Source organism: Streptococcus cuniculi, from assembly GCF_004570575.1.
Classification (GTDB): Bacteria; Bacillota; Bacilli; order Lactobacillales; family Streptococcaceae; genus Streptococcus; species Streptococcus cuniculi_A.
Window position 1 is genome coordinate 1 of the sequence record NZ_SPPD01000007.1, and the last position, 24010, is coordinate 24010.

Annotated in this window: 26 protein-coding genes; 1 reads left to right on the top strand and 25 read right to left on the bottom strand. The window is 43.1% G+C overall.

Going from position 1 to position 24010, the window contains the following annotated elements; translation table 11 throughout:
- Positions 1-238: 238 nt before the first annotated feature.
- From nrdG to argR, 24 genes are all read right to left on the bottom strand, one after another.
- Positions 239-835, bottom strand: coding sequence for an anaerobic ribonucleoside-triphosphate reductase activating protein (gene nrdG / locus E4T82_RS05890; RefSeq protein ID WP_135181937.1), 597 nt, complete (start codon positions 833-835; stop codon positions 239-241).
- Positions 832-1335 (bottom strand): GNAT family N-acetyltransferase, encoded by a 504-nt coding sequence (locus E4T82_RS05895; RefSeq protein ID WP_135181938.1) that lies wholly within the window; start codon positions 1333-1335, stop codon positions 832-834. The genes nrdG and E4T82_RS05895 overlap by 4 nt, the downstream gene beginning before the upstream one ends.
- A gap of 87 nt (positions 1336-1422) precedes the next feature.
- Positions 1423-1560 carry a hypothetical protein gene (locus E4T82_RS12495; protein WP_167753580.1) on the bottom strand — a complete coding sequence of 46 codons (138 nt, stop codon included), beginning with the start codon at positions 1558-1560 and terminating at the stop codon, positions 1423-1425.
- The gene (nrdD, locus tag E4T82_RS05900; protein WP_135181939.1) at positions 1538-3748 is read right to left on the bottom strand and encodes an anaerobic ribonucleoside-triphosphate reductase; all 2211 of its coding nucleotides are present in this window, start codon (positions 3746-3748) and stop codon (positions 1538-1540) included. Before nrdD ends, E4T82_RS12495 begins: the two co-directional genes overlap by 23 nt.
- Before the next feature lie 149 nt (positions 3749-3897).
- The gene (locus tag E4T82_RS05905; RefSeq protein ID WP_135181940.1) at positions 3898-5442 is read right to left on the bottom strand and encodes a quinol oxidase; all 1545 of its coding nucleotides are present in this window, start codon (positions 5440-5442) and stop codon (positions 3898-3900) included.
- Between the two features lie 261 nt (positions 5443-5703).
- Positions 5704-6954, bottom strand: a complete 1251-nt coding sequence (locus E4T82_RS05910) for a bifunctional folylpolyglutamate synthase/dihydrofolate synthase (RefSeq protein ID WP_135181941.1) — start codon at positions 6952-6954, stop codon at positions 5704-5706.
- Positions 6955-7332: 378 nt separating this feature from the next.
- Positions 7333-8262: a helix-turn-helix domain-containing protein gene (locus tag E4T82_RS05915; protein WP_135181942.1), complete on the bottom strand. Its 930-nt coding sequence runs from the start codon at positions 8260-8262 to the stop codon at positions 7333-7335.
- A 290-nt stretch (positions 8263-8552) separates the two neighbouring features.
- Complete coding sequence (locus E4T82_RS05920; RefSeq protein WP_135181943.1) at positions 8553-8858, bottom strand: DUF1292 domain-containing protein; 306 nt, start codon at positions 8856-8858, stop codon at positions 8553-8555.
- Positions 8859-8868: 10 nt separating this feature from the next.
- Positions 8869-9288, bottom strand: coding sequence for a Holliday junction resolvase RuvX (ruvX, locus tag E4T82_RS05925; RefSeq protein ID WP_135181944.1), 420 nt, complete (start codon positions 9286-9288; stop codon positions 8869-8871).
- Positions 9288-9554, bottom strand: a complete 267-nt coding sequence (locus E4T82_RS05930) for an IreB family regulatory phosphoprotein (protein ID WP_075099514.1) — start codon at positions 9552-9554, stop codon at positions 9288-9290. Before E4T82_RS05930 ends, ruvX begins: the two co-directional genes overlap by 1 nt.
- Positions 9555-9732: 178 nt before the next feature.
- Entirely contained in the window at positions 9733-10131 is a 399-nt protein-coding gene (gene spx / locus E4T82_RS05935) for a transcriptional regulator Spx (protein WP_135181945.1), read from the bottom strand.
- Positions 10132-10315: 184 nt separating this feature from the next.
- A complete protein-coding gene (recA, locus tag E4T82_RS05940) occupies positions 10316-11461 on the bottom strand; it encodes a recombinase RecA (RefSeq protein ID WP_135181946.1) in 1146 nt (381 codons plus the stop codon).
- Between the two features lie 36 nt (positions 11462-11497).
- Positions 11498-12700, bottom strand: a complete 1203-nt coding sequence (locus E4T82_RS05945; protein WP_135181947.1) for a competence/damage-inducible protein A — start codon at positions 12698-12700, stop codon at positions 11498-11500.
- Between the two features lie 84 nt (positions 12701-12784).
- Positions 12785-13456: a CPBP family intramembrane glutamic endopeptidase gene (locus E4T82_RS05950; protein ID WP_135181948.1), complete on the bottom strand. Its 672-nt coding sequence runs from the start codon at positions 13454-13456 to the stop codon at positions 12785-12787.
- Entirely contained in the window at positions 13429-13725 is a 297-nt protein-coding gene (locus E4T82_RS12500) for a hypothetical protein (protein WP_167753581.1), read from the bottom strand. The genes E4T82_RS05950 and E4T82_RS12500 overlap by 28 nt, the downstream gene beginning before the upstream one ends.
- Positions 13686-13826, bottom strand: coding sequence for a helix-turn-helix domain-containing protein (locus tag E4T82_RS05955; RefSeq protein ID WP_135181949.1), 141 nt, complete (start codon positions 13824-13826; stop codon positions 13686-13688). Before E4T82_RS05955 ends, E4T82_RS12500 begins: the two co-directional genes overlap by 40 nt.
- Before the next feature lie 111 nt (positions 13827-13937).
- Positions 13938-14501, bottom strand: a complete 564-nt coding sequence (locus tag E4T82_RS05960) for a GNAT family N-acetyltransferase (protein ID WP_228065074.1) — start codon at positions 14499-14501, stop codon at positions 13938-13940.
- On the bottom strand, positions 14494-15060 hold the full coding sequence (locus E4T82_RS05965; protein WP_135181950.1) for a DNA-3-methyladenine glycosylase I: 567 nt from the start codon (positions 15058-15060) through the stop codon (positions 14494-14496). The genes E4T82_RS05960 and E4T82_RS05965 overlap by 8 nt, the downstream gene beginning before the upstream one ends.
- Before the next feature lie 11 nt (positions 15061-15071).
- Positions 15072-15662, bottom strand: coding sequence for a Holliday junction branch migration protein RuvA (ruvA, locus tag E4T82_RS05970; RefSeq protein WP_135181951.1), 591 nt, complete (start codon positions 15660-15662; stop codon positions 15072-15074).
- Positions 15663-15675: 13 nt separating this feature from the next.
- Positions 15676-17604, bottom strand: a complete 1929-nt coding sequence (gene mutL / locus E4T82_RS05975) for a DNA mismatch repair endonuclease MutL (RefSeq protein WP_135181952.1) — start codon at positions 17602-17604, stop codon at positions 15676-15678.
- Positions 17605-17706: 102 nt separating this feature from the next.
- Positions 17707-18153, bottom strand: a complete 447-nt coding sequence (locus E4T82_RS05980; RefSeq protein WP_135181953.1) for a DUF3021 domain-containing protein — start codon at positions 18151-18153, stop codon at positions 17707-17709.
- On the bottom strand, positions 18150-18593 hold the full coding sequence (locus tag E4T82_RS05985) for a LytTR family DNA-binding domain-containing protein (RefSeq protein ID WP_135181954.1): 444 nt from the start codon (positions 18591-18593) through the stop codon (positions 18150-18152). The genes E4T82_RS05980 and E4T82_RS05985 overlap by 4 nt, the downstream gene beginning before the upstream one ends.
- Positions 18594-18727: 134 nt before the next feature.
- A complete protein-coding gene (gene mutS, locus E4T82_RS05990) occupies positions 18728-21259 on the bottom strand; it encodes a DNA mismatch repair protein MutS (RefSeq protein WP_135181955.1) in 2532 nt (843 codons plus the stop codon).
- Positions 21260-21269: 10 nt separating this feature from the next.
- Positions 21270-21710 (bottom strand): arginine repressor, encoded by a 441-nt coding sequence (gene argR / locus E4T82_RS05995; protein ID WP_135181956.1) that lies wholly within the window; start codon positions 21708-21710, stop codon positions 21270-21272.
- Positions 21711-21821: 111 nt separating this feature from the next.
- On the opposite strand from argR, the gene argS reads away from it, so the two are divergent.
- Positions 21822-23510, top strand: a complete 1689-nt coding sequence (gene argS, locus E4T82_RS06000) for an arginine--tRNA ligase (RefSeq protein ID WP_135181957.1) — start codon at positions 21822-21824, stop codon at positions 23508-23510.
- Between the two features lie 39 nt (positions 23511-23549).
- On the opposite strand, the gene E4T82_RS06005 is transcribed toward argS, so the two are convergent.
- Positions 23550-23996, bottom strand: a complete 447-nt coding sequence (locus tag E4T82_RS06005) for a hypothetical protein (RefSeq protein ID WP_135181958.1) — start codon at positions 23994-23996, stop codon at positions 23550-23552.
- Positions 23997-24010 lie beyond the last annotated feature (14 nt).

Consider the following 24010-nt stretch of genomic DNA (forward strand, 5'->3'; position numbering starts at 1 on the left):
TTAAGGATACGCTGTTTGACCTTACCATCTTTACGATAGCCTTCTACAAGGTAAACATGCGTCCTACCTTCTTTGTTTGTTGTTGTTTTAATAAAAGCCATAGTTCATTATACCATACATAACCATATACAACAAGATAAGACGTTGAAATTTATTAAAAAACCTTACTCTACCAAGGGGGAGCAAGGTGGGGGGAAAAAACAAGTGATAAAGTCGGGATTATAGCATAATTTGGAGGCTATGGTTCATCCCGTTTGATTTGTTCATACTGATTCGTTCCGTCCTGCAATTTCTCCCAAATCACGACTTGATTTTGCGCTAAAGATTGCTGCACATCGATGATGCGCTGGTTGGACGATCCACGAAATTGCAACATGAGATTGCGTTTTGTGCGGTCGTAACGTCCATCAACTAGGATGTCAATATGGCGCAGTAATTCCAACTTATCAGGCGTCTCCAGCATCATTTCCTCCCAAGTATAGCCCGTCCAAGACCAAATGTCCTTATCAGGCAACTCTCTTCGAATCCGCTTGACCAAGGGAAGCAAAATCCCCGTATTCAAAAACGGCTCACCGCCTAGCAGGGTCAGCCCCTGTACATAGGGCTGGGCAAGGTCTTGCATGATTTGCTCCTCAAGCTCTTTGGTGTAAGGAATGCCCGCCTTAAAAGACCAAGTAGCCACATTATAACAACCCTCACAATGAAACATACAACCCGCGACATAAAGGGAATTGCGCACCCCTTCACCATCCACAAAGTTAAAGGCCTTGTAGTCAATAATCCTGCCTTGACTCAATTCTTCACTTTTCCACTCTTGTGGTTTGGGATTATTCATAGCTCCTCCATCTCAACCCAATACCGCTCCGTCTCCCCAACTTGATTTTCCAGCTGTCCACCTTGGGAGAGAATGGTTCTGCGACTAGCTTCATTGCCGACATGACAGGTCAAAAGCACCCGAGAAATATTTTTTCTCTTCGCTTCTAATAATCCTAGATGCAACTGCTCCTTAGCATACCCCTTTCCCCGCTCGCTGGGACGGATACTGTAGCCAAGGTGACCGCCGTGATTAAGCAAGTGTTCATTGAGCCGCAAGCGCAGATTAACAAAGCCCAGCGCTCTGCCTGTAGCATCAAAGGAGACATACTGGATATAGGGCATAAATCCAGCTGGAAGTCCCAAGCCCATCTCAGCAGTAGCGTTGGTTTCAAGCCACTCTTCATACTCAAACTTCTCTCCACCAAAAAAGCCATCCGTGGCACTCTTAGCCGTACGAAAGTCTCCCATCATCTCAAGAATCGCCACCTTATCTGCCAAGGTCGGTCGTCTCAATTCCATAGCCTACTCCTTGCTTATGATGTAAAGGCTGGGACAATCCCCAGCCTCATTTATATTGATCGTTCAGACAGATTGCCCCATCTCGTCTTATTTCCCTTGTTTTTTTAAAAATTGTTCCCGCAACTGGGCAATCTTGTCTGTTTTTTTGAAGCCACCTTTGGAATATTTCTCGTGGTAGCGTGTTACAAGGGCTCTACCCTTATCATCGAGTTGATACTTTCCCATTTTCATCTCCTTTTACATGTATCGTTGAGCCATTCATGTGTTTGACACGCGCAGCAATTTCCTTGTGACGGCCATTGACCATAGGTCTAGCCTGCGGATTGCCCAAATAGCCACAGGTCCGCTTGACCACATCGACAGTCTTTGGATCCGTATTGCCACAGTTTGGACACTTAAAGCCCCGTTCAGTCGGTGTAAAATCCCCCTCAAAATGACATTCATAGCAGCGATCAATTGGAGTATTGGTTCCCAAATACCCCACACGGTCATAGGCAAAGTCCCAGACAGCTTCCAAAGCCTTCGGATTTTGCTGCAAAACAGGATATTCACAATAATGGATAAATCCACCTGTCGCACCCGCTTCTGGATACTCTTTTTCAAATTCTAATTTTTCAAACGGAGTTGGATTCTTGCGCACATCATAATGGAAGGAATTGGTATAGTATTCCTTATCCGTAATATCCTTGACCAACCCAAACTTTTCTCGGTCTAAACGGCAGAAACGGTCTGTCAGACTTTCAGATGGTGTTGAATAAAGCGAAAAATGCACATCATACTCATCTGACCAAGCTCCAACACGCTCTTTCATCACCCGAATAATGTCCAAGGTAAACTCTTTGGCCGCTGGCTCGGTCTCCCAATCGCTACCATAAAAGACGGTTGCGACTTCATAGAGACCAATGTAGCCAAGAGAAATCGTCGCACGGCGGTTGGTGAAAAGTTGCCCTACCTCATCATCCTTGCCCAAGCGCTTGCCGAAAGCACCATACTGGTACAGAATCGGTGCATTGGCTGGACGTGCCTCCATGACACGATGCATACGATAAACCAAGGCGTCCTTGGCAATTCCCATCCGTTCCTCAAAAAGATCCCAAAACTTGAGCATATCTCCGCCAGATTCCATGGCAATCCGCGGAAGATTGAGGGTCACGACACCGAGATTCATTCGGCCAGAATTGACTTCTTCGCCATTTTCATCCAGCCATCCCTGTAAGAAAGAGCGACACCCCATCGGTGCCTTAAAAGAGCCCGTCAAGTCAATAATCTTGTCATAAGACAAGACATCAGGATACATCCGCTTGGTCGCGCATTCCAAGGCCAGTTGCTTGATGTCGTAGTTAGGACTACCTTCTTCCAGGTTCAAACCTCGTTTGAGGGTGAAAATCAATTTTGGAAAAATAGCCGTTCGCTCTTCGCTCCCCAAGCCCTTGATCCGAATCTGTAAAATCGCTTTTTGAATCTCCTGCTCAAACCATGATATTCCTAGACCAAATCCTAAGGAAGTAAAAGGCGTCTGGCCATTTGAGGTAAATAAGGTGTTAATCTCATACTCCAAGGACTGCATGGCATCATAGATGTCTTTTTGGGTCTTTTCACGGGCATACTCTTCCTGCTTTTCAGACAAGACCCACTGACTTGCATCCTTCAAATGCTTTTGATAATTCAACTCAGCATAAGGCGCCAGCAACTCATCCACACGGTCTGCCGTACAACCACCATATTGGCTTGAGGCGACATTGGCAATGATTTGTGAAATCTGCGCCGTCGCTGTCTGAATTGACTTAGGACTTTCTACCTCAGCATTCCCAATCTTAAAGCCATTTGCCAGCATACCCTTGAAATCAATCAAACAGCAATTGGTCATGGGCGTATAGGGACTGTAATCCAAGTCATGGAAATGAAGATCCCCCTTCTGGTGGGCGTTTGCCACATGGGCTGGCAAGAGCTTGAGCCCAATGGATTTGCCTACAATCCCCGCCGTCAAATCACGCTGGGTATTAAAAACATCACTATCCTTGTTAGCATTTTCATTGACCACCGTCTGATCTTTTGTCAAAAGCTTTTCAATCGTAAAATTGATGTCCATGGCTTGATGGCGCTCAAAATCCCGCTTGGTACGATACTGAATATACAGTTCTGCTAATTCATACAAGTGGGCTTTCAGCAATTCCTGCTCGACAATGGTCTGGATTTCATAAATCTGAATATCCTGATGAAAACGCCGACCAATCTCCGCTAGCACTGTCTGAGTCACTTGATCAAGGGCCGCTTGCGAACAAGGGTGTGCCATCTCATCATTGGCCCGACCAAGCGCCGCCAAAATCTTCTCCGCCTCAAAGGCTACTGTCCGCCCGTCTCGTTTTAATACTAAAATTTCTGGTACAATAACCCGTTCTGTTTGTACTACCATTTCACATTCTCTCCTTTCTCTGTCTTTCTATAGTGTATCACTTCGCTATCATAAAATCAACATCTAGTAGCAAAATTGTAATTTTTTTTAAAAAAACACAATATATAGATTGTTTTTATAATAAAAAATGACTGCTTACACAATCATTTTCATTCTTTTTTCTCGTATAAAGTCAACTGACTAGTTCCCAAATCTACTTTTTCGTAATTGCTTTCTATGTTCGATTTTACTCTATTCAACAGATCTACCTGCGTATTCACAACGATATACCGCGCCTTGTTCTTGTTCAAATCAAATGTCAGACCATCCTGATTGGCTTTAGAATCTAGGTAAGGCGTAGCTGTTAAAATTTCTCCTGCTGAAAGACGCTCGCTCTGGAGATAGATATGAGCGCTATCATCCCATGCATAGATTGTATCTGAACTTTCAGAACTCTCCTTGATATAGCGAGACACTTCTTGACGTTCCTGCATCACATCGTTCGTCATAACATAGGTAACAACTGGCTTCACTATTAAGAGGAGCAGCACAGCAAGTAATGGTAGATAGATATGAGATTGGAGGTAGGAATAATGCGCCATTTTTTTCGCTAAAAGTTCTTCATTGGAAACGCTAGAAGATAGCTCAATCAAGCCCATGATAAAGCCGTAGGGCAAGATGATAACCAAATGGCTCAACTCAAAGTGTCCATCTGCTATTAAAAATAGGAGCTGGACTGCAAAAGCCATCACAACAAGGACCTTGAAATACACCCATTTCCCCTGTCCCATTGACACGAGTAGCTGCAAGAGATTCTTTAAAAATCCTGATAGGAGCAAGAACAAAAAGATTTGAGCCAGCGTCCAAAGGATACCGCTATATGAAATATTCAAGGCAAACTCATAGAAGAAAGTCTGTTGAATAGCCGCTCCCAACACTTGCTCTACAAAGGTGTAATACCCTACAGAATAAACGATTAGAAGAAAACCAAAGATGGTCGCTAAGGCCTGATAGACCCCCCTTGCGAACTGTCGCTGGTTCGTATTATAAATGGTCAATACAAGGGTGGAAACTACCCACAACAAGATGCTCTTAGAATAGATTAAAAAAGCAATCGCGCCGTATACTCCATATAAAATGAACCCTTCATCCCGAGTCGCTCGTTCAAAATACCGTAACAAAAACCATAGACCTGCTAGTACAAACGGTAATGCAAACAAGCTGGCTTGAACACCGCCAACGCTCAAAGCTAGAATAAACAAGTAAAACCAGGTTTGTAATCTCGAGCTGACACGGCCTGATTGGCTGAAGTAACTGCAGATTTTATAAAAATAAATTCCTGCTGCCGAAAGCACAAGCCAGTGCAAGAAAACCAGCCCAAGTGTTGTCCCAAATGAAGAACCAACATATACTAATAAATAATAGAGCACTCCACTCGTACCAAAAAATTGACCGTAAGGACTCTGACCTGCGTGCATCGCGAATCCTGCATACAAATCCTGTGATTGCATGTTTGTCGCAAAGGAGGTCAACAAGGGATTGGCAACACTAAGCAAACTCAAAACTAAGCTCCACGATAAAGAAGGCATCATCTTGGTCTTTGGCATCTGGCGCTGAAATTCTTCATTAAATAGCGGTTGTCTACTCTTGCGAACACGACGACTGCGTCTTGAATAGCTCTCTGAACGACTGTATGTCACTTCTGTCTCTGTCATTGGATTCTCCTTACACAATTCATTTTATTATAACAAAAAGTATACCGTCTGTCATTTCTTATTTCGCTGGTTTACGATTCGAGCATACTGCTCTAATTCTCGAAAACGATGATAGGCTTGCTGTCAGAACCCCTCTAAAAAGAGAGCTATTCTTGATTTGTCATACCTATCCTATTCGTAAAAGAATTCTCTCACGCGAAACCGAACACTTTCCAGTCCTTTAAATATGGGTGGTTATCCTAACAACAGTACCCACTTTTTCTAACTAGCGAAAACGTCTTTCCACTGACGCCGAACCTCTGAAATAAAATAGAGCGACCCTGTAATAAACAATGCCTGGTCTGATGAAGCATTCTCTTCCCATTCTTTAATAAATTGCGTATAATCTGCCTCGTAATGCAGTCCTTCGGGACAGTCCATCTCATCAATACCACCGTCATAGGCAAAGCTTGTTAGTACCAATCTAGCCTGTGGCACATTTTTTTCGAGATACTCCAACATCTCTCGAAAATCTTTTCGCTTCAAAGCTGAAAAAAGAATCGTTACCCGTTCCACTGAAAGAGACTGGATAAACGCTACCAATCGTTCAATGGCAGGAAGATTATGGGCTCCATCCAAATAGATTTGTCCCTGCTGCCCCACTTTTTCTAAACGCCCTACCCACGTCGTTGTCGCTAATGCCTGACGCACAATCTCCATGTCAATTGAAACGTTTCGCTGTTCCAACAGGAGAAAAAAGGCCTGTAAAGCAAGAGCTGCATTTTCTTCCTGATGCTGCCCAACCAAGCCTAACCTTAGTCTCTCAAGCCTTTGTGTCGCATTGGTAAAGAGGCCATTCTGAAGGGAAAAATCCAACCCCTCACAGTAGATTGGCGCTTCTTGTAGCCTAGCCTGCCTACGGCAAATCTCTACCGCAGAAGATGGCAATGGGCCAATAAGTACAGGAACGTCTGGCTTTATTATACCTGCTTTTTGCTCCGCAATCGCTTCTAAACGATGACCGAGTAAGTCCTGATGATCCAAACCAATAGAGGTAATCAAGGTCGCTAAAGGCTCCACCACATTTGTCGTGTCCAGCAATCCACCGATTCCAACTTCAACCAGGGCAAAGTCCAACCCCTGGTCCTTAAAATAAAGAAGCATGATGAGAGTTATCACTTCAAAATAGCGAAAGGGTTCATAGACCTGCTCCACCTCTTGTTCCAAAGCAAAAATCTGCTCCGCCAATTTCTGGAAAAGTGCTTCTGGAATCGGCCGACCGTTGATACAAATTCGGTCATAAATCGTGACCATATGTGGAGAAACAAATGTTCCAACCCGAAAGCCTTGAGCAATCAACAAACTGTTTAAAAAAGCTATGGTTGAGCCCTTCCCATTGGTACCTGCAACATGAACGACAGGCAAGCCTTTCTCAGGATGCCCCAGTAACTCAAGAGCATACTGAACTTTCTCCATCTTATAGCGGTAAACCTGTCCCTGCTTAGTTTGTAACCATTTCTCTAGTCTCGTCATCTCTACCTCCATCAATGCTTCCTCTACATAGTCTTTTGAATAAACTTTGATACATCGTCACTTTCGACTGACCGTACTGTATAGTGAAGTGAGTAAAAGACATCGTTAAATCGCTTTGATAAACACCCGGTCTATCTGCAGCTCCTAGTCCTGTCCTATTCCTTTCTCAATCCACTATACTGTCCGCATCTTAGTTCCTTGTCTGAAAGTCCATTCATTTGACTATAGTATCAGCTTTAACCTAAAAAATCAAAAAAGAATGGTGGGTTATTTCACCCACCAATCAGACCAATCGACTGCGACACTATAATGAACTGTCTTCAAGACTCTTACCTCCTTTTCCTTTGATGATCTTAGTATAATAGAACATCAAAAGAATCAACAGGACAAAAATGTCGCAAAGTCACTTGTATCGCGTCGCCACTGTGCCTGTAGTTGCTCCATCAAGTGTAGATTTCCCATCAATTTAGCAAATACCATCGCTTCTTTACAGTAGGTATGGGCTCGGTTGACATCGCGGTGGACCAAGAGTTCATATTTCCAACGAAGCATACTAAAAATCGGATATTTTTGAAAATCTTGTGTAATCTGCATAATCTGATCAAGCCCTTGAAACAAGGTTGGAATAGGATCATAGATTCCCTTGGCTCCCAGCACACGAATTGTTGCAAACATAACATTTCTAAGGACAAAGAGATCCTCTGGCTCCATCATCATGACTTGTTTGGGTAACTCTGCCATCAACTTTAAAAACACCTTCCTGTTATCAGACTTCTTCCTCAGATTGGACAGATAGGCATGCTCCATAAAAAGATGAATAACCAATAAATCATTCACATCATATTTTCGTTTGCGTTCAATCTGCGGGATATGTTTCTTGACAATCTCCCTACCGAATATGTCTGACTTGGTCTCTAATACATCGATAGTAGATTGCAAAGCATCCAGCGCCACTCGCTCTCTGTCTGGCAAAGAATCATAAAAGTGTTCATACACGTAAAGCAGCTTCTCATTGCGTTTTTCAATCAAATCGAACTGATCATAAGTAGGAGTACGCAAAATATCATATTTGAGCTTCACGTACTGATTTGGTAAATCAACATAATCTGGCATCAATTCAAAAAGAGACATGCCCAAGCGATGAGCGATAAAAAATATCTTAGTCAATGTAGGCTTCGATACCCCCAGCTCAATCCGCGTCAGCTGGCGCACGGTCAACTCCAGCTCGTCATCGCAAAACTGCTCTCTGGTCCAGCCACGTTCCTCTCTCAATCTCCGAACTTTCTCTCCAAATCCTTCCTTCCTCATACTTCATCACTCTCCTAGAAATATCTATATATTATACCAAAAATAATAAAGTATGACAATTTTCATCTCCAACTGATAACAGGCAATCCTTGGACAAAAAAATCTACGATTGGAATATCCAATCGTAGATATGGGTTGCTATTCATCAAGCAGATTTTTCTAGGGCAGGGTTAAAAACGTCCAACAAATTATCTGCGCTTACAATTTCGGGCGCAGAGCTAAAATAGCCCACTGGGCTACTGCTCTCTATTATTTCTAGGAGCGAGGCTAAAAACGTCCACTGGACGTTTTTACTCCTCCATAAAGCTGTTAAAGACTTCTTCAATCATATCCCATTCGGCTGTTGCATCTTCTGGGATTGGTTGGAGGTCACCTTCGGTGCCATTTTCGTTTTCAACGTATGAGTAGGCTTGGATTTCTACCTCACCGTTTTCATCTTCTTCTGCGCTGGCAGGAATCAAGAGAACGTAATTTTTACCAAACTCTTCTTGTCCGTCAATGGTTAAAAGAATTTCAAATAAGGTTTCGTTTCCATTATCGTCTACTAGGGTGATAAACTCGCGTTCATCATGGCTATGATCATGATCGTGTACCATATGTTACTCCTTAAAATGTTCTATCTAAATAATTTTGTAAAATGAGCTGTGCAGCTAACTTATCAATCACTTTCTTACGTTTGCCACGACTGATATCTGCCTGCTCAATTAACATGCGTTCTGCCGCCACTGTAGTCAGGCGTTCATCTTGATACTCAACGGGTAGCTTGAATCGCTCCACCAATTGATTACCGTAAGCTTGACTAGCCTCAACGCGTGGCCCGCTGGTATTGTTCATATTTTTCGGTAGACCGACAACGAATGTGTCCACCTTATATTCTTGGACCAGCTCTGTCAAACGTTCAAATCCAAACTCGCCCTTCTCCTCGTCAATCGGAATAATTTCCAATCCTTGCGCTGTAAAACCTAGAGGATCCGAAATCGCTACGCCAACCGTTTTGGAGCCTACATCTAATCCCATTACTCTCATCAGAGGTCAATCCCATTTCCCTTCAAATAAAAACGGACCAATTCTTCTACGATTTCATCGCGTTCATACTTACGAATCCGGTTCCGCGCATCATTGTAACGAGGGATATAAGCTGGATCTCCACTCAATACATAGCCAACGATTTGGTTAATTGGATTGTAACCTTTCTCATCGAGAGAACGGTAGACATTTGTCAAGGTTTCGCTAATTTCTTGTTTATTGACATCATCCAAACGAAAACGAACCGTTTCTTCTGTGAATCCCATACTTACACCTTCTTTCCTTATTCTATTACCTTTATTATACCATATTTAGTCTATACTATCAATGATTCGACCTTATATTATCGGCTTTTGCAGGCTCGATGTTATCCGCAACAAATTCCATTATCTGCGACAAAAAAAGTTTGACCCAAAAATCAAACTTTTCTCTCTAGTGTATCCCTTATAGAGCTGCACGCAGACGAGCTTGTGCATTCTCTACATTGCGTACAGAACGAGGTAGAAAAGCACGGATGTCGTCTTCTTTATAGCCTACCTGAAGGCGCTTCTCATCGATTAGGATGGGACTTTTTAAAATACGTGGATTTTCCGTAATCAATTCAATCACTTCACTGACACTCAAATCTTCAATATCGCAGTTGAGATTTTTAGCATAGCGATTTTTAGAGGATACAATACTTGCAATCCCGTTCTCGGTCTTCGTTAAAATATTTAAAATCTCTTCTTTGCTGATAGCTTCTTTTCCTAAATTATGCTCATTGTATGATAACTGGTGAGCATTGAGCCAGTTTTTCGCTTTTTTACAACTTGTACAGCTAGAAACTGTATAAATTTTAATCATGTAGTCTCTCCTTTGCTACATTTTCTTAAACATATTATACTCTATTATACCATAGAAATGCTTCAGTCTAAAGACCTATTTTTCACTTTTCACCTCATTATTTTGTAAAATCTGATAAAAACATTCGTAAAACGGGTGTTTTTATACAAAAAAGGCGAGAACAAATCTCAACCTTCTGTCTCTTTTACTCTTCCAGCTCAATGCCACCGTCTAAATCAAGCACCACATCTTCAATGTCTGCTGGAACTTCTGCTTTTTCAACAATTTCAGCTGGCTCTGTATCTTCAATCAGACCATAGTGAACACGGATCTTGCGGTCGATTTCAGCAAATACTTCTGGATTCTCTTCCAAGTATTTCTTAGCGTTTTCTGAACCTTGGCCGATTTTCTCATCGTTGTAGGAATACCAAGCACCGGCTTTTTTAATGATGCCAAGATTGCTACCAATCTCAATCAATTCACCCGTTTGTGAAATTCCATGACCATACATGATTTCGACAACTACTTCCTTGAAAGGAGGAGCGACCTTGTTTTTAACGATTTTAACCTTAGTCTCTTTTCCGACATTGGTGTCTTTTTTGTCACCGCTACCCTTAATCTGAGTATTTCCACGAACATCCATACGGACAGATGCGTAAAATTTCAGCGCACGTCCACCAGGCGTTGTCTCAGGATTTCCAAACATGACGCCAACTTTTTCACGCAATTGGTTGATGAAGATGGCAATGGTCTTGGTCTTATTGATAGAAGCAGATAGTTTCCGCATGGCTTGGCTCATCATACGCGCCTGCAAACCAACGTGGCTATCCCCAATCTCACCATCAATCTCCGCACGAGGTACAAGGGCTGCAACCGAGTCAATAACCACGAGGTCGACGGCACCTGAATCAATCAACTTACCAGCAATTTCAAGTCCTTGCTCACCAGAGTCTGGTTGAGATAAGAGCAATTCGTCAATATTGACACCTAGCGCTTGGGCATAGGCCGGGTCAAGTGCATGCTCAGCATCAATAAAGGCTGCAATACCACCTTCTTTTTGTGCTTGAGCAACTGCATGAAGAGCCACTGTCGTCTTACCCGAACTTTCAGGACCGTAGATTTCGATAATCCGTCCCTTTGGATAACCACCAGCACCCAAGGCAATATCAATTGACAAGCTTCCTGAACTCATGACTTGGACTTTTTGTTCAGCACGCTCTCCTAGGCGCATAATCGCACCCTTACCAAAATCTTTTTCAATCGTTTTTAGAGCATCATCTAAGGCTTTCTTGCGTTCATCACCAAATTTTTTGGTAATATCTTCTAATTTTTTACTTGGTTTCTTTGCCAATTTTCCTTCTCCTCTTAGTTGTCATCATTTTGTTCATTATAGCAAATTTTTATGGTTTAACAAAATATTACGCACGGTGTCGAGGGCATGTAAACATGCAATATGGCGCATGTGTTGTTCCGTATAGCCACCTAAATCTACCTCGTTGACAGTTAACTGATTATGTACCGTTACAGCAATGTAGTAGGTCGCCATCACATTATCTGCTTGTGATTCTGGCTTTAGTTCTCCTAGCAAAGCAAGCCCCACATCTGCCTTGGACTCTTTACAGATAGAGGCAGCCAATTCTTGAGCCTTCTGAGAATCCATCCTTTCATCGCTCACTATTAGACCTCCCTTAAAGAGTTGACGATTCTGTAAAGCAAGTGTCAAGTCTGCTTGGAGTAAGCCAGCTGTCAGATTCTCCACCATCGCAAAACGAAAACCTCGCTCTTCTAGTTCGCTTGCCACAATCTTAGAAAGGCTGTTGTCATCGCCATAGCCATAGAGACAGGTAGCGAGATGTTCTCTCGATAAAATCTCTTTTTCCAGTTGGTCGAGTTTTTGATTGGCTTTTTCCCCATTTCCTGCCTTTGTAGACAAGCGCAAGGTGACTTCACCTGTCTTGGCATAGGGTGCCAGAGTTGGGTCCGTTTGATTTTCAATTAGATCCGCCAAAATGGTCACCAACTGACTTTCGCCAACCCCAAAGAAGCGTAGCACACGCGAGTACAACTTTTGGTTTGAATGAAGCAATAAGGGCTGTACACTTTCCGCAAACATCGCCTGCAACTCGCTAGGTGGACCTGGTAGCACAACATAGGTTACACCATTCTGCTCAATCAGACCACCCACTGCTAGACCTGCTGGATTTTGAAGCGCCTTACTTCCTTCGACCAACTGCGCTTGGCGCTCGTTATTGGGAGTACGCACGCGTCCTTTTCTACTGGCGAAAAAGCGGTCTAACTTGGCCAAAGCGGTTGGATCAAAGACCAAATTTTTACCTAGAAACTTAGCTAAGGTTTGCTTGGTCAGGTCATCTTCGGTCGGACCTAACCCTCCGCAAAGAACGACCAACTCACTGCGCTTACTCGCAATATCTAGGACAGACAAAAGACGCTTTTCGTTGTCACCAACTGCGGTATGAAAAAAGACATCGATACCTAACTCGGAAAATTTTTCTGATAAAAATTGAGCATTGGTGTTGACGATTTGCCCCGTCAGAATCTCCGTTCCAACTGCAATCAACTCTGCTTTCATATAAACCTCCTCATCTTATTATTCGTAAAATATTTTCTTGATTATAACATAAAAAGAACCGGATTGGTTCTTTGATATTTATTCTTATAGCAAGAATGCCGTAACATTATTAAAGATGTGTAAACAGGAACTAAAATAAATATTTTTATTCGTTCGTAAGAAAAGAATTCCCCAGATAATTCCAGCTGGTAGATGCAACAAAATTGTCAGTAACTCAGAAGTTTGTAAACGCTGGGCATGGTTGAGTGCAAATAAGAGAGCAGACACTGCTATAGCAACTGTTTTTGAACATTTTTCTAGTAATCTACCTACTAAAAATTGTCTAAAGAAAAATTCTTCCACCAAGGGACCTGCTACTCCTAGTATTAGAATACTGATGATAGGAGAAAAATTATTAAACACAAAAGCAACAGTGTTAGAATTAGTAGAAATCCATTCTACATTGAAAACTGAAGTCAACGTCACAACCATCAGTGACAAGAGCGTATCAGCTAAACTTGTCATGATAAAACCAAGCACTAGGATTCCTAAAGATTTGGTTTTATGTGTCCTAATCCACCGCCACTTCTGCTGTAATTCTTCCCTGTAAGCAACGATTCCTAGCAAGCATAAAAGGATATAGAGGACAAATTGAAAGAAGATACGTTGTTCCGAAGTGAGAGAAAACAAACTGCCAATGACTCGATTTCCTCGCATCAGAAACATCACACTATATAAAACTGCAAAAACTATAACCGACTTTCTCTGTTTTTCCATAAGGCCACCTTTTTCTTGATGAATCTTGAAATATCCAATAGAAAAAGGATGAAAATAGTGCCCCCAATCATATAAGCGTAAAGATTGCTATCCTGACTAGATAAGAGCAGTAGGGCGAGAACGAGGCTGAGCAGGGCATATTTGAGAAGTAAGTTCTTCTTGGAATAGCTTGGCGCTTCAAGTCCAATCAAGGCATCAAAGGACATGCCATAGAGCTGACTCAGTTCTTTTAGGTAATCTGCCGCTGGAATGGTACGTGCATTTCCCAATTGGAGAGAGTTTGACGGCTGAACCCGAGTTGCTCTGCTAGATATTCCTGAGAATGACCTGCTTCTAGTCGCTTGTTTTTTATCACTTGTCCTATTGTCATATTTCCTCCTCAGTTTACAGTAGCAAGTGAAGCTTGTCGAGACCAAACCCTTTAACAAAGCACGTCAAAATGCTTTTACAATAGGACACGCTGACACACATCAGAATATATCTACACTTCATTTACAGGCTTTCGAATCTCATAGTCCAACATGGTCACGATTTCTCCACGTAAATTCTTTGCTCCCTCGCGGCGTCTCACCAGCTGCATACCTAACTTTTTCATTACTTTTTCACTGGCATTATTTCGAGAATCGCAAGATGCAGTTAAAATTTTTAAATCGGCAACTTCCCAGAATAATTCCTTCAAAGCTAGGGCCGCTTCGATAGCATAACCTTGATGGTGATAATTGACATGCAAGGTATAGCCAATGCTTGCTACGTCCTGCTCATCATTCAAATAGAGGACAATATTTCCAATCATTCGTTGATTTTCTTTTAACTCTATTGCATAACGACCAAGGGGACTTGCCATATTGTACATCACGAGACCTTCCAAACTTTCCCGCTTATCCTTATGAGCATGGTAATTATACTTCAAAAGCTCATCATCAGATGTGAACGCATGATAATCGTCCAAGTCTGCCGCTACCATTGGACGAAGTTTCAAGCGCTCGGTTTCAATATGGGTGTTCTGAGCAAAAGCCACCAAGGGTTTTACAGTTATTTCATTCATGAGAATCTCCTTTACAAAAACAACCCACTTCATGATCGTTAACAAGACCTGCCGCCTGCAGGTAGGAATAGACACAGACGGGTCCTACAAAGGTAAAGCCTCGCTTTTTCAGATCTTTAGATAGCTGTACCGACAGAGGCGTTTTGCTAGGAACTTCTCGGTAATTCTTGACAAGATTGTCAATCGGTGTAAAGTTAACCCACGACCAGAGATAGCTCGCAAAGGTACCGTACTCCTGCTGAACCTTGAGAAAGGCTTGGGCATTCTGCCGTGTAGCAAAAATCTTAGCTCTATGACGGATAATAGCTGGATTCGCTAATAGGTTTTCCAATTCACTATCTGCCATTTGTGCGACTTTAGATACATCATAGTCATCAAAAGCCTGGCGAAATGCCGACCGTTTGTTGAGAACCGTCTCCCACGATAGACCAGCCTGATAACTTTCTAGGCATAAGAGTTCAAAGAGACGCTGATCTTCCTTGACAGGTCGTCCCCACTCTTCATCATGGTAAGCTACATATAAAGGGTTATGTTCGTTGACCCAACCACACCGTTTCATGGACGTTGCTCCTATTTCATTAACATCTTGAGAGCCGACTTGATATAATTTTCAGCCGTATCTGTTGTTCCTTCAAAGAATTTCTTAATTTTCTTCAATTCTGCTGGACGATAGCCCAAGGCCTCCATGGCTTCCATGGCTTCATCAAGGGCGGTATTGTCAGATTCCTCAACAGCTAGGCTTGGCACTTCAGCCTGCTCTGACAAGACAAACTTGCCTTCCAAATCCAGCACCATTTGCTGGGCTGTTTTTTTGCCAATCTTGGGAAACTTGGTGAGGTAGGTAATGTTCTTTTGCTCAATCGCCCGTACCAAACCGTCATTATCATCCACTGCAATAATGGCAAGAGCCGTTGTCGGACCGATCCCTGAAACGGAAATCAAACTCAAAAAGACGGATTTTTCAGCCCCGGTCCGAAAGCCATATAAGAGATGTGCATCTTCTCGAATGACTTGGTGAGTATAGACCGTCACCTGCTGATTCATATCGCCTGAGTAGGCATAGGGATTGGCCACTTGCAAGATGAAGCCAATACCTCCCACCTCCACCACAATATATTTTGCAGTAATTTTTGTTAAGGTTCCTTTGATATAATCGTACATATTCTCTTTCTCTCTAATATTTACCTAATTCACGTAGACTGGTATGATTTTCTTGAATGCGACGGAACATTTTTTCCATATCGGATGTCGTAAAATGAACCAAGACTGGTCGCCCATGCGGACAATTATAGGGATTTTTACAGGTCGATAACTGACGCAATAAATGACAGGCTGAGTAATCATCCAAGGAATGATTCGCCTTAATCGAGCGTTTACAAGACATCATGATTGCCAGTTCTGCTCGGTAACGCTTAATTGATACCTCATCTGTCAACAAGAGCATGTCGCACATCTCATAGACAGCAGATTCGATCTCGTCTTCTTTCATCCAAATCGGATGTTCGCGCAGAATGAATTGATTGACACCATACTCTTCTAAGTTGACACCTACTTGACACAAGGAATCAATTTTTTGCTTAAGCGACAGGGCATCATTTGCAGGAAAATCAAAGATATAAGGAACTAAGAGCTGCTGAGAAGAATTGTCGACATTTCCAATACTGTCACGGTATTCTTCATATTTAACCCGTTCTTGGGCTGCATGCTGGTCAATAATATAAAGACCTGATTTCCCTTGTGCAAACAGATACGTGCCGTGCATTTGTCCGAAATATTCTAACTCTGGGAAGGTTGAGCTTTCTTCGTTTTCTAGGCGTTCGGCTAATTTGCCCAACTCTTTTTTTCCAATACTTGGGTGCTCTGGATCATCTGCTGAAAATTCTTCCCGCTGGGCAAATTTGATATTGACAGGTTTGTCAACTTTTTTGTCAACTAGTTTGACAGGCTCAAACTCTTTGATCTCCTCAGCAACTATTTCTGATTTGACAAAGAAATCCTGCCGAACGGTATCGTAATAAAGATTGGTTTCTTTTAATGGTAGGGTGACTTGCTCCGTCTTGACCTTGGTTCTAGTGCTTGATTTGGCTAAATTCTCCAACGCATCTGGAATCAAATCCTGCTCCTTGATCGCTGATGAAATTGCCTCACGAATGAGGGTCATCAATTCCTTTTCTTTCGAAATCCGCACCTCCTGCTTGGTCGGATGAACATTGACGTCCGCCAAATAGGGATCAATCTGAATGTCAATCACCGCAAGTGGGAAACGGCCGACCATCAGTTTGCTGCCATAACCGTCTAAAATCGCACGGTTGAGGAGGAAATTCTTGATATAACGACCGTTGATGAAAATGCTGATATAATTGCGATTGGCCCGTGTCAGCTCTGGTAACGAGACATAGCCAGACACCTGAAAGTCCAAGTCCTCCGCTGCAATCTCAACCATTTTTTTAGCGGACGTAATCCCGTAAACACCTGAAATGGCTTGGCGGAGATTCCCCGTCCCAGCCGTTTGAATCAATTCGCGCCCTTCATTTATCAAGCTAAAGGCAATCTCGGGATGGGCAAGACTCAAGCGATTGACCACATCCACAATGTGAGACAATTCTGCCTGCTGACTTTTGACATATTTGAGCCGTGCAGGTGTGTTGTAGAAGAGATCTTCCACAGAAATTCGCGTGCCAATAGGTCGGCTCATGACTTCTTCTCTCGTCACCTGCCCTGCTTCAGCTTCTAAAACAAGCCCGTGAGGTGCCGCTTCTGTGGCGGTCTCTACTCGAATCCGACTGACAGAGGCGATGGACGGTAGAGCCTCGCCGCGAAAGCCTAGTGTCCGAATGCGGAACAAGTCTGCCTGACTTTTGATTTTACTGGTTGCATGACGGCGCAAAGCAAGAGACACCTCGCTTGGTGCAATTCCTTCGCCGTTGTCACTTATTTCAATTTTTTTTAATCCTGATTCTTCGATACTGATGCTAATTTGACTAGCTCCTGCATCGATAGAATTTTCCACCAATTCTTTGACCACACTAGCAGGACGCTCAATCACCTCTCCTGCTGCAATCTGATTGGCAAGGACTTCTGGTAATTCAATAATTGTTGCCATACTGTATCCCTGTCTTTCTAATGACCCTATTATACCATAAAGGGAAACAAAAAGAGCAGGTAGAGGAAATCTACTCTGCTCCGTCTTTATCATCAAAAACTGCTATTTCTCCAATCCTTGATTGATGGCTGTGATGTGTTTTTTCATGGATTGATAATTGATCCAAAAGATTAGGGCATAGACGACGACAAAGATGCTTTCAAAAAATAGAATCCAGATGAGGTTGATCAGAAACCAGCCAGCAAGCAGACCGAGAGAGGTAAAGCCAACTGCGGTTAGGAGAAAATGCACAAATGTCATCTTAGCCAAACTCCACTCCTGCTTGAAAATGCAATCTGCTATCTGAAACAACAAACCAATCGCAGCCCAGATAAGAACGGAAATCACCATAACCTCCACAAGGTTGAAATGGCTAAGATAGTAGCGCCCCATGGTGGATAGGGGATTGAGCGGAAGATAGGTCCCGTGTCCAAAACAGGCGGACATGATGAGCGAAATGATTAGGCCAATGCTAATGCCGAGACTAGCGGAATAAAGATAGCGTTTCATAGGTGTAGAGCCTCCTTTATGGTTTTTAGATAACGACACGATGAATAGGTCACGTCTTGATTGTTTAAGACAAGTTTGACCAAGCCATTCGGGGTCAATTGCAGGTGATTTAATTGCTTTAGATTGATGATTTCTGATTGGGAGATTTGTAGGAAATGTTCCGGCAAGATCTCCTTGACCTGATACAGTCGCAGGGAAGATTGGTAGCAGATAGTCTTCGCCTTGACTTGCAGGATACGATTTTCCAGATAGAGTCTGGTAATGTCGCTCCATTCAAGGAGATAGACCTCTTCTCCCTTTTTCACCGTTAGACTGGTCGGGCGTTTATCCATCTGTTTAGCATAGCCAACCAAGTCTGAAATCGCTGGGGTCAGCTCCCTTGCTTCAATCTGTACCTGGTCTTCTGCAAAAGCTGGGTTGATAGCTACTCTTACTTTCATAGGAACTCCTTTCTTGCCTTTATTAAACATCATTTATGAACAGATTTCAATAGCAGTTGTCTATGTGGCTGAATGCGGTGTTTATGTGGTTGGTTCGAACAGCTAAAAAGCTAGGTTGCCCTAGCTTTTTGCTCTTATAATAATTTCTTCAACTCCGCTAGGGCATTCATAGCTTCCAGCGGTGTCATGGTGTAGACATCCAACTTCTCTAGTTGCTCTAGTGCTGGATGAGGCGCTGCAAAGAGGTCCAATTGCCCGACGGACTCTGGTGGAGCCGGTTTTTCAGCAATCTGGGGAACTTGAACTTGATTTTCCAGAGATTGCAAGATGGTATCTGCTCGCGCTAGCAATTCATCAGGCATGCCAGCAATTTTCGCCACGTGAATCCCGTAAGACTTGTCAGCAGGACCTACTGCAATCTTGTGCAAGAAGGTCACCTGACCATCATTTTCCATGGTTGATACATGGACATTCTCCAAATGAGAAAGTGTCTCGCTCAAGTCCGTTAGCTCGTGGTAATGGGTCGCAAAGAGGGTCTTGGCTCCAATGCGGTCATGAATGTACTCGATAATCGACTGGGCCAGGGCCATCCCATCATAGGTCGCTGTTCCGCGTCCCAACTCATCAAAGAGAATCAATGAGTGCTCGCTAGCCAAACGAACGGCCTTATTAGCCTCCATCATCTCGACCATAAAAGTGGACTGCCCGCTGACCAAATCATCTGCTGCTCCAATCCGTGTGAAAATGGCATCAAAAATCGGCAAGGTAGCTTGTTCTGCTGGCACATAAGATCCCATTTGCGCCATGATAACCATCATGCCTAGCTGACGCATATAGGTTGATTTACCGCTCATATTTGGCCCTGTAATCAGCTGCATGTTGGTTGCCTCATCAAGAACAATCGAGTTAGGAATATAGGTCTGCTTGCCCATGACCTTTTCAACAACCGCATGGCGCCCTTGTTCAATCATCACTTTCCGACTATCGGTAAACTGCGGACACATATAGCGCTGGGTTTCTGCGACAACGGCAAAGGATTGCAGGACATCAATCGTCGCAATGATTCGTGCCAAGCGTTGCAGGCGACTGATGTATTTTTCTACTTCTTGGCGGATCCGCATGAAAATTTCATACTCCAGATGAGACGATTTATCACGCGCTTCGAGCATCTGTCCTTCAATTTTTGCCAACTCCTCCGTACCATAGCGTTCTGAATTTTTCAGGGTTGCCTTACGGAAAAAATGGTCTGGGACATTGTTCAGATTGGAATTGGTCACGTGGAAATAGTAACCGTCTTTTTTATTGTAATCAATTTTCAGATTGTTGATACCAGAATTAGCTCGCTCCTTGGCTTCAATTTCAGCAATCCAGCCCGTTCCTTCTCGCATGACCAGACGGTATTGGTCCAAGGTCTCATCAAAACCTGTTTTGATAATGTCTCCGTCTGTAATCGCACCTTGGGCATCTGGGTCGATTGCCTCACTAATCAGAGCATGGAGTTCGGGAATAGAATCTAAGCCTGCAATCAAGGGAGCAAGAGCTGGTTCATCCATCTGCTCTAAAATGGCCCGAATCGCAGGAACATTTTCCAGCGTCTGAGCCAGTTGGAGCAAGTCCTTAGGCAAGGTTTTCCCAAAGGAGACACGACTAGCCAAGCGCTCAATATCATAGACGCCTTTTAAGCTCTCAATCAAGTCGCTACGCTCAAAGAAATAATCAAGAAAAACCTGTACCACGCGCTGGCGTGCTTCAATTTTCGTCCGGTCAATCAAGGGACGGTCAATCCATGAACGCAACAAGCGCAAGCCCATCGCAGTCTTGGTTTCATCAAGAAGCCAATAGAGACTGCCGTGCTTCTTGCCTGTCCGAGCATTTTCCAGTAAATCAAGACTGGACTTGGTTGCATAATCCATTTGCAGGTAGTCCTTAATCTCATAGTGCTGAACCTTTTGCAAATGCACCAGATCGCGCAACTGGGTCCGCAGGACATAGCTGAGCAGTTTTCCCGCAGCATTTTTTTCGACCTCAATCAAGGAAGAGTCGATCAATTGCACGTCATCTGCTACCGCATCCTCATAAGACAGGAGAAGATTCATCTGACTGGTCAGCACCTGCTCTTCCTCTTCTGACAACTGATAGCCAATGACCAATTCACGAGCCCGCAAATTGCGAATTTCCCCGCATAGGCTCATAAAATCATCCAGACTGGTCACAAAGAACTGACCTGTTGCCACATCCATATAGGACAAGGCATAGGTCACACCTTGGCGCTCAATTGCCACCAAGAAATTGCTCTCAGACCCGATTTTTGATGAATCTACAACCGTTCCAGGAGTAATGACTTGCACCACTTCCCGCTTGACAACGCCGACTGCTGTCTTAGGATCTTCCATTTGCTCTGCTACTGCGACCTTGTGTCCCAAATCAACCAAGGTATCAATGTATTGCTGGGCCGCATGATAAGGTACCCCTGCCATTGGAATCGGATTTTCCGCATTGCGATTACGACTGGTAAGAGCCAACTCCAAAATCTGCGCCGCCTCTACCGCATCATCATAAAATAGTTCATAGAAGTCACCCATACGAAATAGCAAAAAAGCATCCGGATAATCTGCTTTTATATCCAGATACTGTTGCATGCCGGGTGAAATTTTTTCTTTTGTCATCTCGCCCCTCTCAGTCTAAATAAGAATTGATTTCCGCTTCAACCTGCTTGGCCGCCTCTTCATCACGACAGATGACCAATAAGGTATCTGCCCCTGCTAAGGTCCCCAAAATGGTCGTAGGCTTTTCAATATCAATGATATTGGCCATTAAAGCTGCTTCTCCTAATTCTGAATGAAGCACTAAAATGAAACTTGCTCGTTCTACCTTATAGGCGTACTGGGCTAATAACTGGCTAAAAGCCATTTCTTCTTCATTTGCTGGCAAGCTATAGTAGGAACTGCCATTTTCGTGCATTTTTACAAGCCCCAATTCTCGCAAGTCCCGCGACAAGGTGGTCTGGGTCACGGAAACCCCGTGCCGTTCAAGTCCCTGCTTGATTTCTGCCTGGGTCCGAATCTTTTCTTGACGAATCATGATTTGAATTAACTGTTGTCGTTCTGCTTTATTCACTCGTCTACCTCTAACTGTATAATTATGAATATTATAACAAAATTTAGCCGTTTTCTCATGCGTAAAAGCAGAAATATGTTAAAATAGAATGAATAACTCTGGAGGTTTATTATGAATCAAAAAATGCTTGTTGCTGAAAAACTCGCAACTGCCATTCCTAGTCTCGATTTAGAAGCTATTTACGCACTATTAGAAAAACCAAAATCATCTGAAATGGGAGATATTGCTTTCCCAGCTTTTTCATTAGCAAAATTCGAGCGCAAGGCGCCTCAAGCCATTGCAGCTGACATCGTTGAAAAACTTGACACTAACGGGTTTGAAAAAGTCGTAGCAACTGGTCCTTATGTCAACTTTTTCCTAGACAAGGCGGCTATTTCACATGCAACCTTGACTCAAGTCATCGAAGAAAAAGAGCAATATGGACAACAAAAACGTGGTGAAGGACAAAACATCACGATTGACATGTCTAGTCCCAACATCGCAAAACCCTTCTCAGTTGGTCACTTGCGTTCTACGGTTATCGGAGATGCCCTTGCCAATATCTATGAAAAAATGGGCTACAAGGCGCTTCGTATCAACCATTTGGGCGACTGGGGCAAGCAGTTTGGTCTCTTAATCGTTGCCTACAAGCTATGGGGTGATAAAGCTACTGTTGAAGCCAATCCGATTTCCGAATTGCTCAAGCTCTATGTCCGCATCAATGCCGAAGCTGATGAAAATCCTGAACTAGATGAAGAAGGACGCAAATGGTTTAAGAAATTAGAAGACGGTGACGCAGAAGCCCTTGAACTCTGGCAATGGTTCCGTGATGAAAGTTTGGTTGAATTTAACCGCATCTATGACAAGTTAAACATCAACTTTGACTATATCCAAGGCGAAGCTTTCTACAATGATAAGATGGATAAGGGAATTGAGATTCTCAAGGAAAAAAATCTCCTGCAAGAATCAAAAGGTGCTATGATTGTCGACCTTGAAGACTACAATCTCCCACCAGCCCTCATCATGAAATCAGACGGTGCAACCCTCTACATTACACGTGATATTGCAACAGCCCTTTACCGTAAAGAACAGTACAACTTCGTCAAAAATATCTACGTCGTGGGGCAAGAACAAGCCAACCACTTCAAACAGTTGAAAGCTGTTCTCAAGGAAATGGGCTTTGACTGGAGCGATGATATGCTCCACATCGCCTTTGGTTTGGTGACAAAAGACAAGAAAAAATTGTCTACTCGTAAAGGAAATATCATCCTCTTAGAACCAACCCTTGACGAAGCCGTCTCTCGTGCCCTCTCTCAAATCGAGGAAAAAAATCCTAATTTGGAAAACAAAGAAGCAGTCGCAGAAGCGGTCGGAGTCGGTGCTGTGAAATTCTTTGATCTCAAAACAGACCGCGAAAACGGCTATGATTTTGACTTGGAAGCTATGGTATCCTTTGAAGGTGAGACGGGTCCTTACGTCCAATATGCTTACGCACGGATTCAATCCATTCTTCGCAAAGGCAACTTCACGCCAGCAGTAGACAATCAGTATCAGTTGACTGATGCTGAAAGCTGGGAGATTATCAAACATCTCCAAAACTTCGCAAACGTCATTGAAAAAGCAGCAGACAAGTACGATCCGTCCTTGATTGCCAAGTACGCGATTCACCTTGCCCAAGCCTTTAACAAATACTATGCACACACCCGCATTCTCGATGAAAGTCCTGAACGTGACAGCCGCCTCGCTTTGGCTTACGCAACAGGCCTTGTTCTCAAAGAAGCACTCCGCCTCCTCGGCGTTGAAGCACCCGAGAAGATGTAAACAATAAACTCCTTGGAAATCCAAGGAGTTTTACTTTATTTAAATATCCGTTGCTGTCTGTTCCATAGATGGTTTTTCTTTTGGTTTGCGAACCAAGAAGAAGACGGTCAAACCAAAGAAGATCGAAAAGAGGACGATAGCAGTGATATACTGGCTTAAAACGTGTTCCCCAATGTAAAAATAGGTTGAACGTAAGAGTGTGCCAAAGAGATAGGCAATATAGCTATAGGAAGCAAGCTCGTTTTTCTTTTGGAAAAGAAAGACAATGGTTGCAATCAGAAGTACAAACAAGATGATAACGATAGCCTTGTTCACTAGATTCGTCTCAAATGCGAAAGCTGTTTTTAGGGCACTTACTGTTGCAGGATCAAAGATTGCACCCATTTTTTCTTCTTCAAATTTGAGAAAGAATGTTGTCCATACTTTAATCAAAGTAGAAATCATTGACAACACTGCCAAAATATATAAATGAATTGGTTTTTTCATAATACATCCCCTTT

What these genes read in the sequence shown, in the direction of transcription:
- nrdG (WP_135181937.1), bottom strand. Translation starts at nt 835, where the DNA reads ATGAATAATCCCAAACCACAAGAGTGGAAAAGTGAAGAATTGAGTCAA.
- E4T82_RS05895 (WP_135181938.1), bottom strand. Translation starts at nt 1,335, where the DNA reads ATGGAATTGAGACGACCGACCTTGGCAGATAAGGTGGCGATTCTTGAG.
- E4T82_RS12495 (WP_167753580.1), bottom strand. Translation starts at nt 1,560, where the DNA reads ATGGGAAAGTATCAACTCGATGATAAGGGTAGAGCCCTTGTAACACGC.
- nrdD (WP_135181939.1), bottom strand. Translation starts at nt 3,748, where the DNA reads ATGGTAGTACAAACAGAACGGGTTATTGTACCAGAAATTTTAGTATTA.
- E4T82_RS05905 (WP_135181940.1), bottom strand. Translation starts at nt 5,442, where the DNA reads ATGACAGAGACAGAAGTGACATACAGTCGTTCAGAGAGCTATTCAAGA.
- E4T82_RS05910 (WP_135181941.1), bottom strand. Translation starts at nt 6,954, where the DNA reads ATGACGAGACTAGAGAAATGGTTACAAACTAAGCAGGGACAGGTTTAC.
- E4T82_RS05915 (WP_135181942.1), bottom strand. Translation starts at nt 8,262, where the DNA reads ATGAGGAAGGAAGGATTTGGAGAGAAAGTTCGGAGATTGAGAGAGGAA.
- E4T82_RS05920 (WP_135181943.1), bottom strand. Translation starts at nt 8,858, where the DNA reads ATGGTACACGATCATGATCATAGCCATGATGAACGCGAGTTTATCACC.
- ruvX (WP_135181944.1), bottom strand. Translation starts at nt 9,288, where the DNA reads ATGAGAGTAATGGGATTAGATGTAGGCTCCAAAACGGTTGGCGTAGCG.
- E4T82_RS05930 (WP_075099514.1), bottom strand. Translation starts at nt 9,554, where the DNA reads ATGGGATTCACAGAAGAAACGGTTCGTTTTCGTTTGGATGATGTCAAT.
- spx (WP_135181945.1), bottom strand. Translation starts at nt 10,131, where the DNA reads ATGATTAAAATTTATACAGTTTCTAGCTGTACAAGTTGTAAAAAAGCG.
- E4T82_RS05945 (WP_135181947.1), bottom strand. Translation starts at nt 12,700, where the DNA reads ATGAAAGCAGAGTTGATTGCAGTTGGAACGGAGATTCTGACGGGGCAA.
- E4T82_RS05950 (WP_135181948.1), bottom strand. Translation starts at nt 13,456, where the DNA reads ATGGAAAAACAGAGAAAGTCGGTTATAGTTTTTGCAGTTTTATATAGT.
- E4T82_RS05955 (WP_135181949.1), bottom strand. Translation starts at nt 13,826, where the DNA reads ATGACAATAGGACAAGTGATAAAAAACAAGCGACTAGAAGCAGGTCAT.
- E4T82_RS05960 (WP_228065074.1), bottom strand. Translation starts at nt 14,501, where the DNA reads ATGAATGAAATAACTGTAAAACCCTTGGTGGCTTTTGCTCAGAACACC.
- E4T82_RS05965 (WP_135181950.1), bottom strand. Translation starts at nt 15,060, where the DNA reads ATGAAACGGTGTGGTTGGGTCAACGAACATAACCCTTTATATGTAGCT.
- ruvA (WP_135181951.1), bottom strand. Translation starts at nt 15,662, where the DNA reads ATGTACGATTATATCAAAGGAACCTTAACAAAAATTACTGCAAAATAT.
- mutL (WP_135181952.1), bottom strand. Translation starts at nt 17,604, where the DNA reads ATGGCAACAATTATTGAATTACCAGAAGTCCTTGCCAATCAGATTGCA.
- E4T82_RS05980 (WP_135181953.1), bottom strand. Translation starts at nt 18,153, where the DNA reads ATGAAACGCTATCTTTATTCCGCTAGTCTCGGCATTAGCATTGGCCTA.
- E4T82_RS05985 (WP_135181954.1), bottom strand. Translation starts at nt 18,593, where the DNA reads ATGAAAGTAAGAGTAGCTATCAACCCAGCTTTTGCAGAAGACCAGGTA.
- mutS (WP_135181955.1), bottom strand. Translation starts at nt 21,259, where the DNA reads ATGACAAAAGAAAAAATTTCACCCGGCATGCAACAGTATCTGGATATA.
- argS (WP_135181957.1), top strand. Translation starts at nt 21,822, where the DNA reads ATGAATCAAAAAATGCTTGTTGCTGAAAAACTCGCAACTGCCATTCCT.
- E4T82_RS06005 (WP_135181958.1), bottom strand. Translation starts at nt 23,996, where the DNA reads ATGAAAAAACCAATTCATTTATATATTTTGGCAGTGTTGTCAATGATT.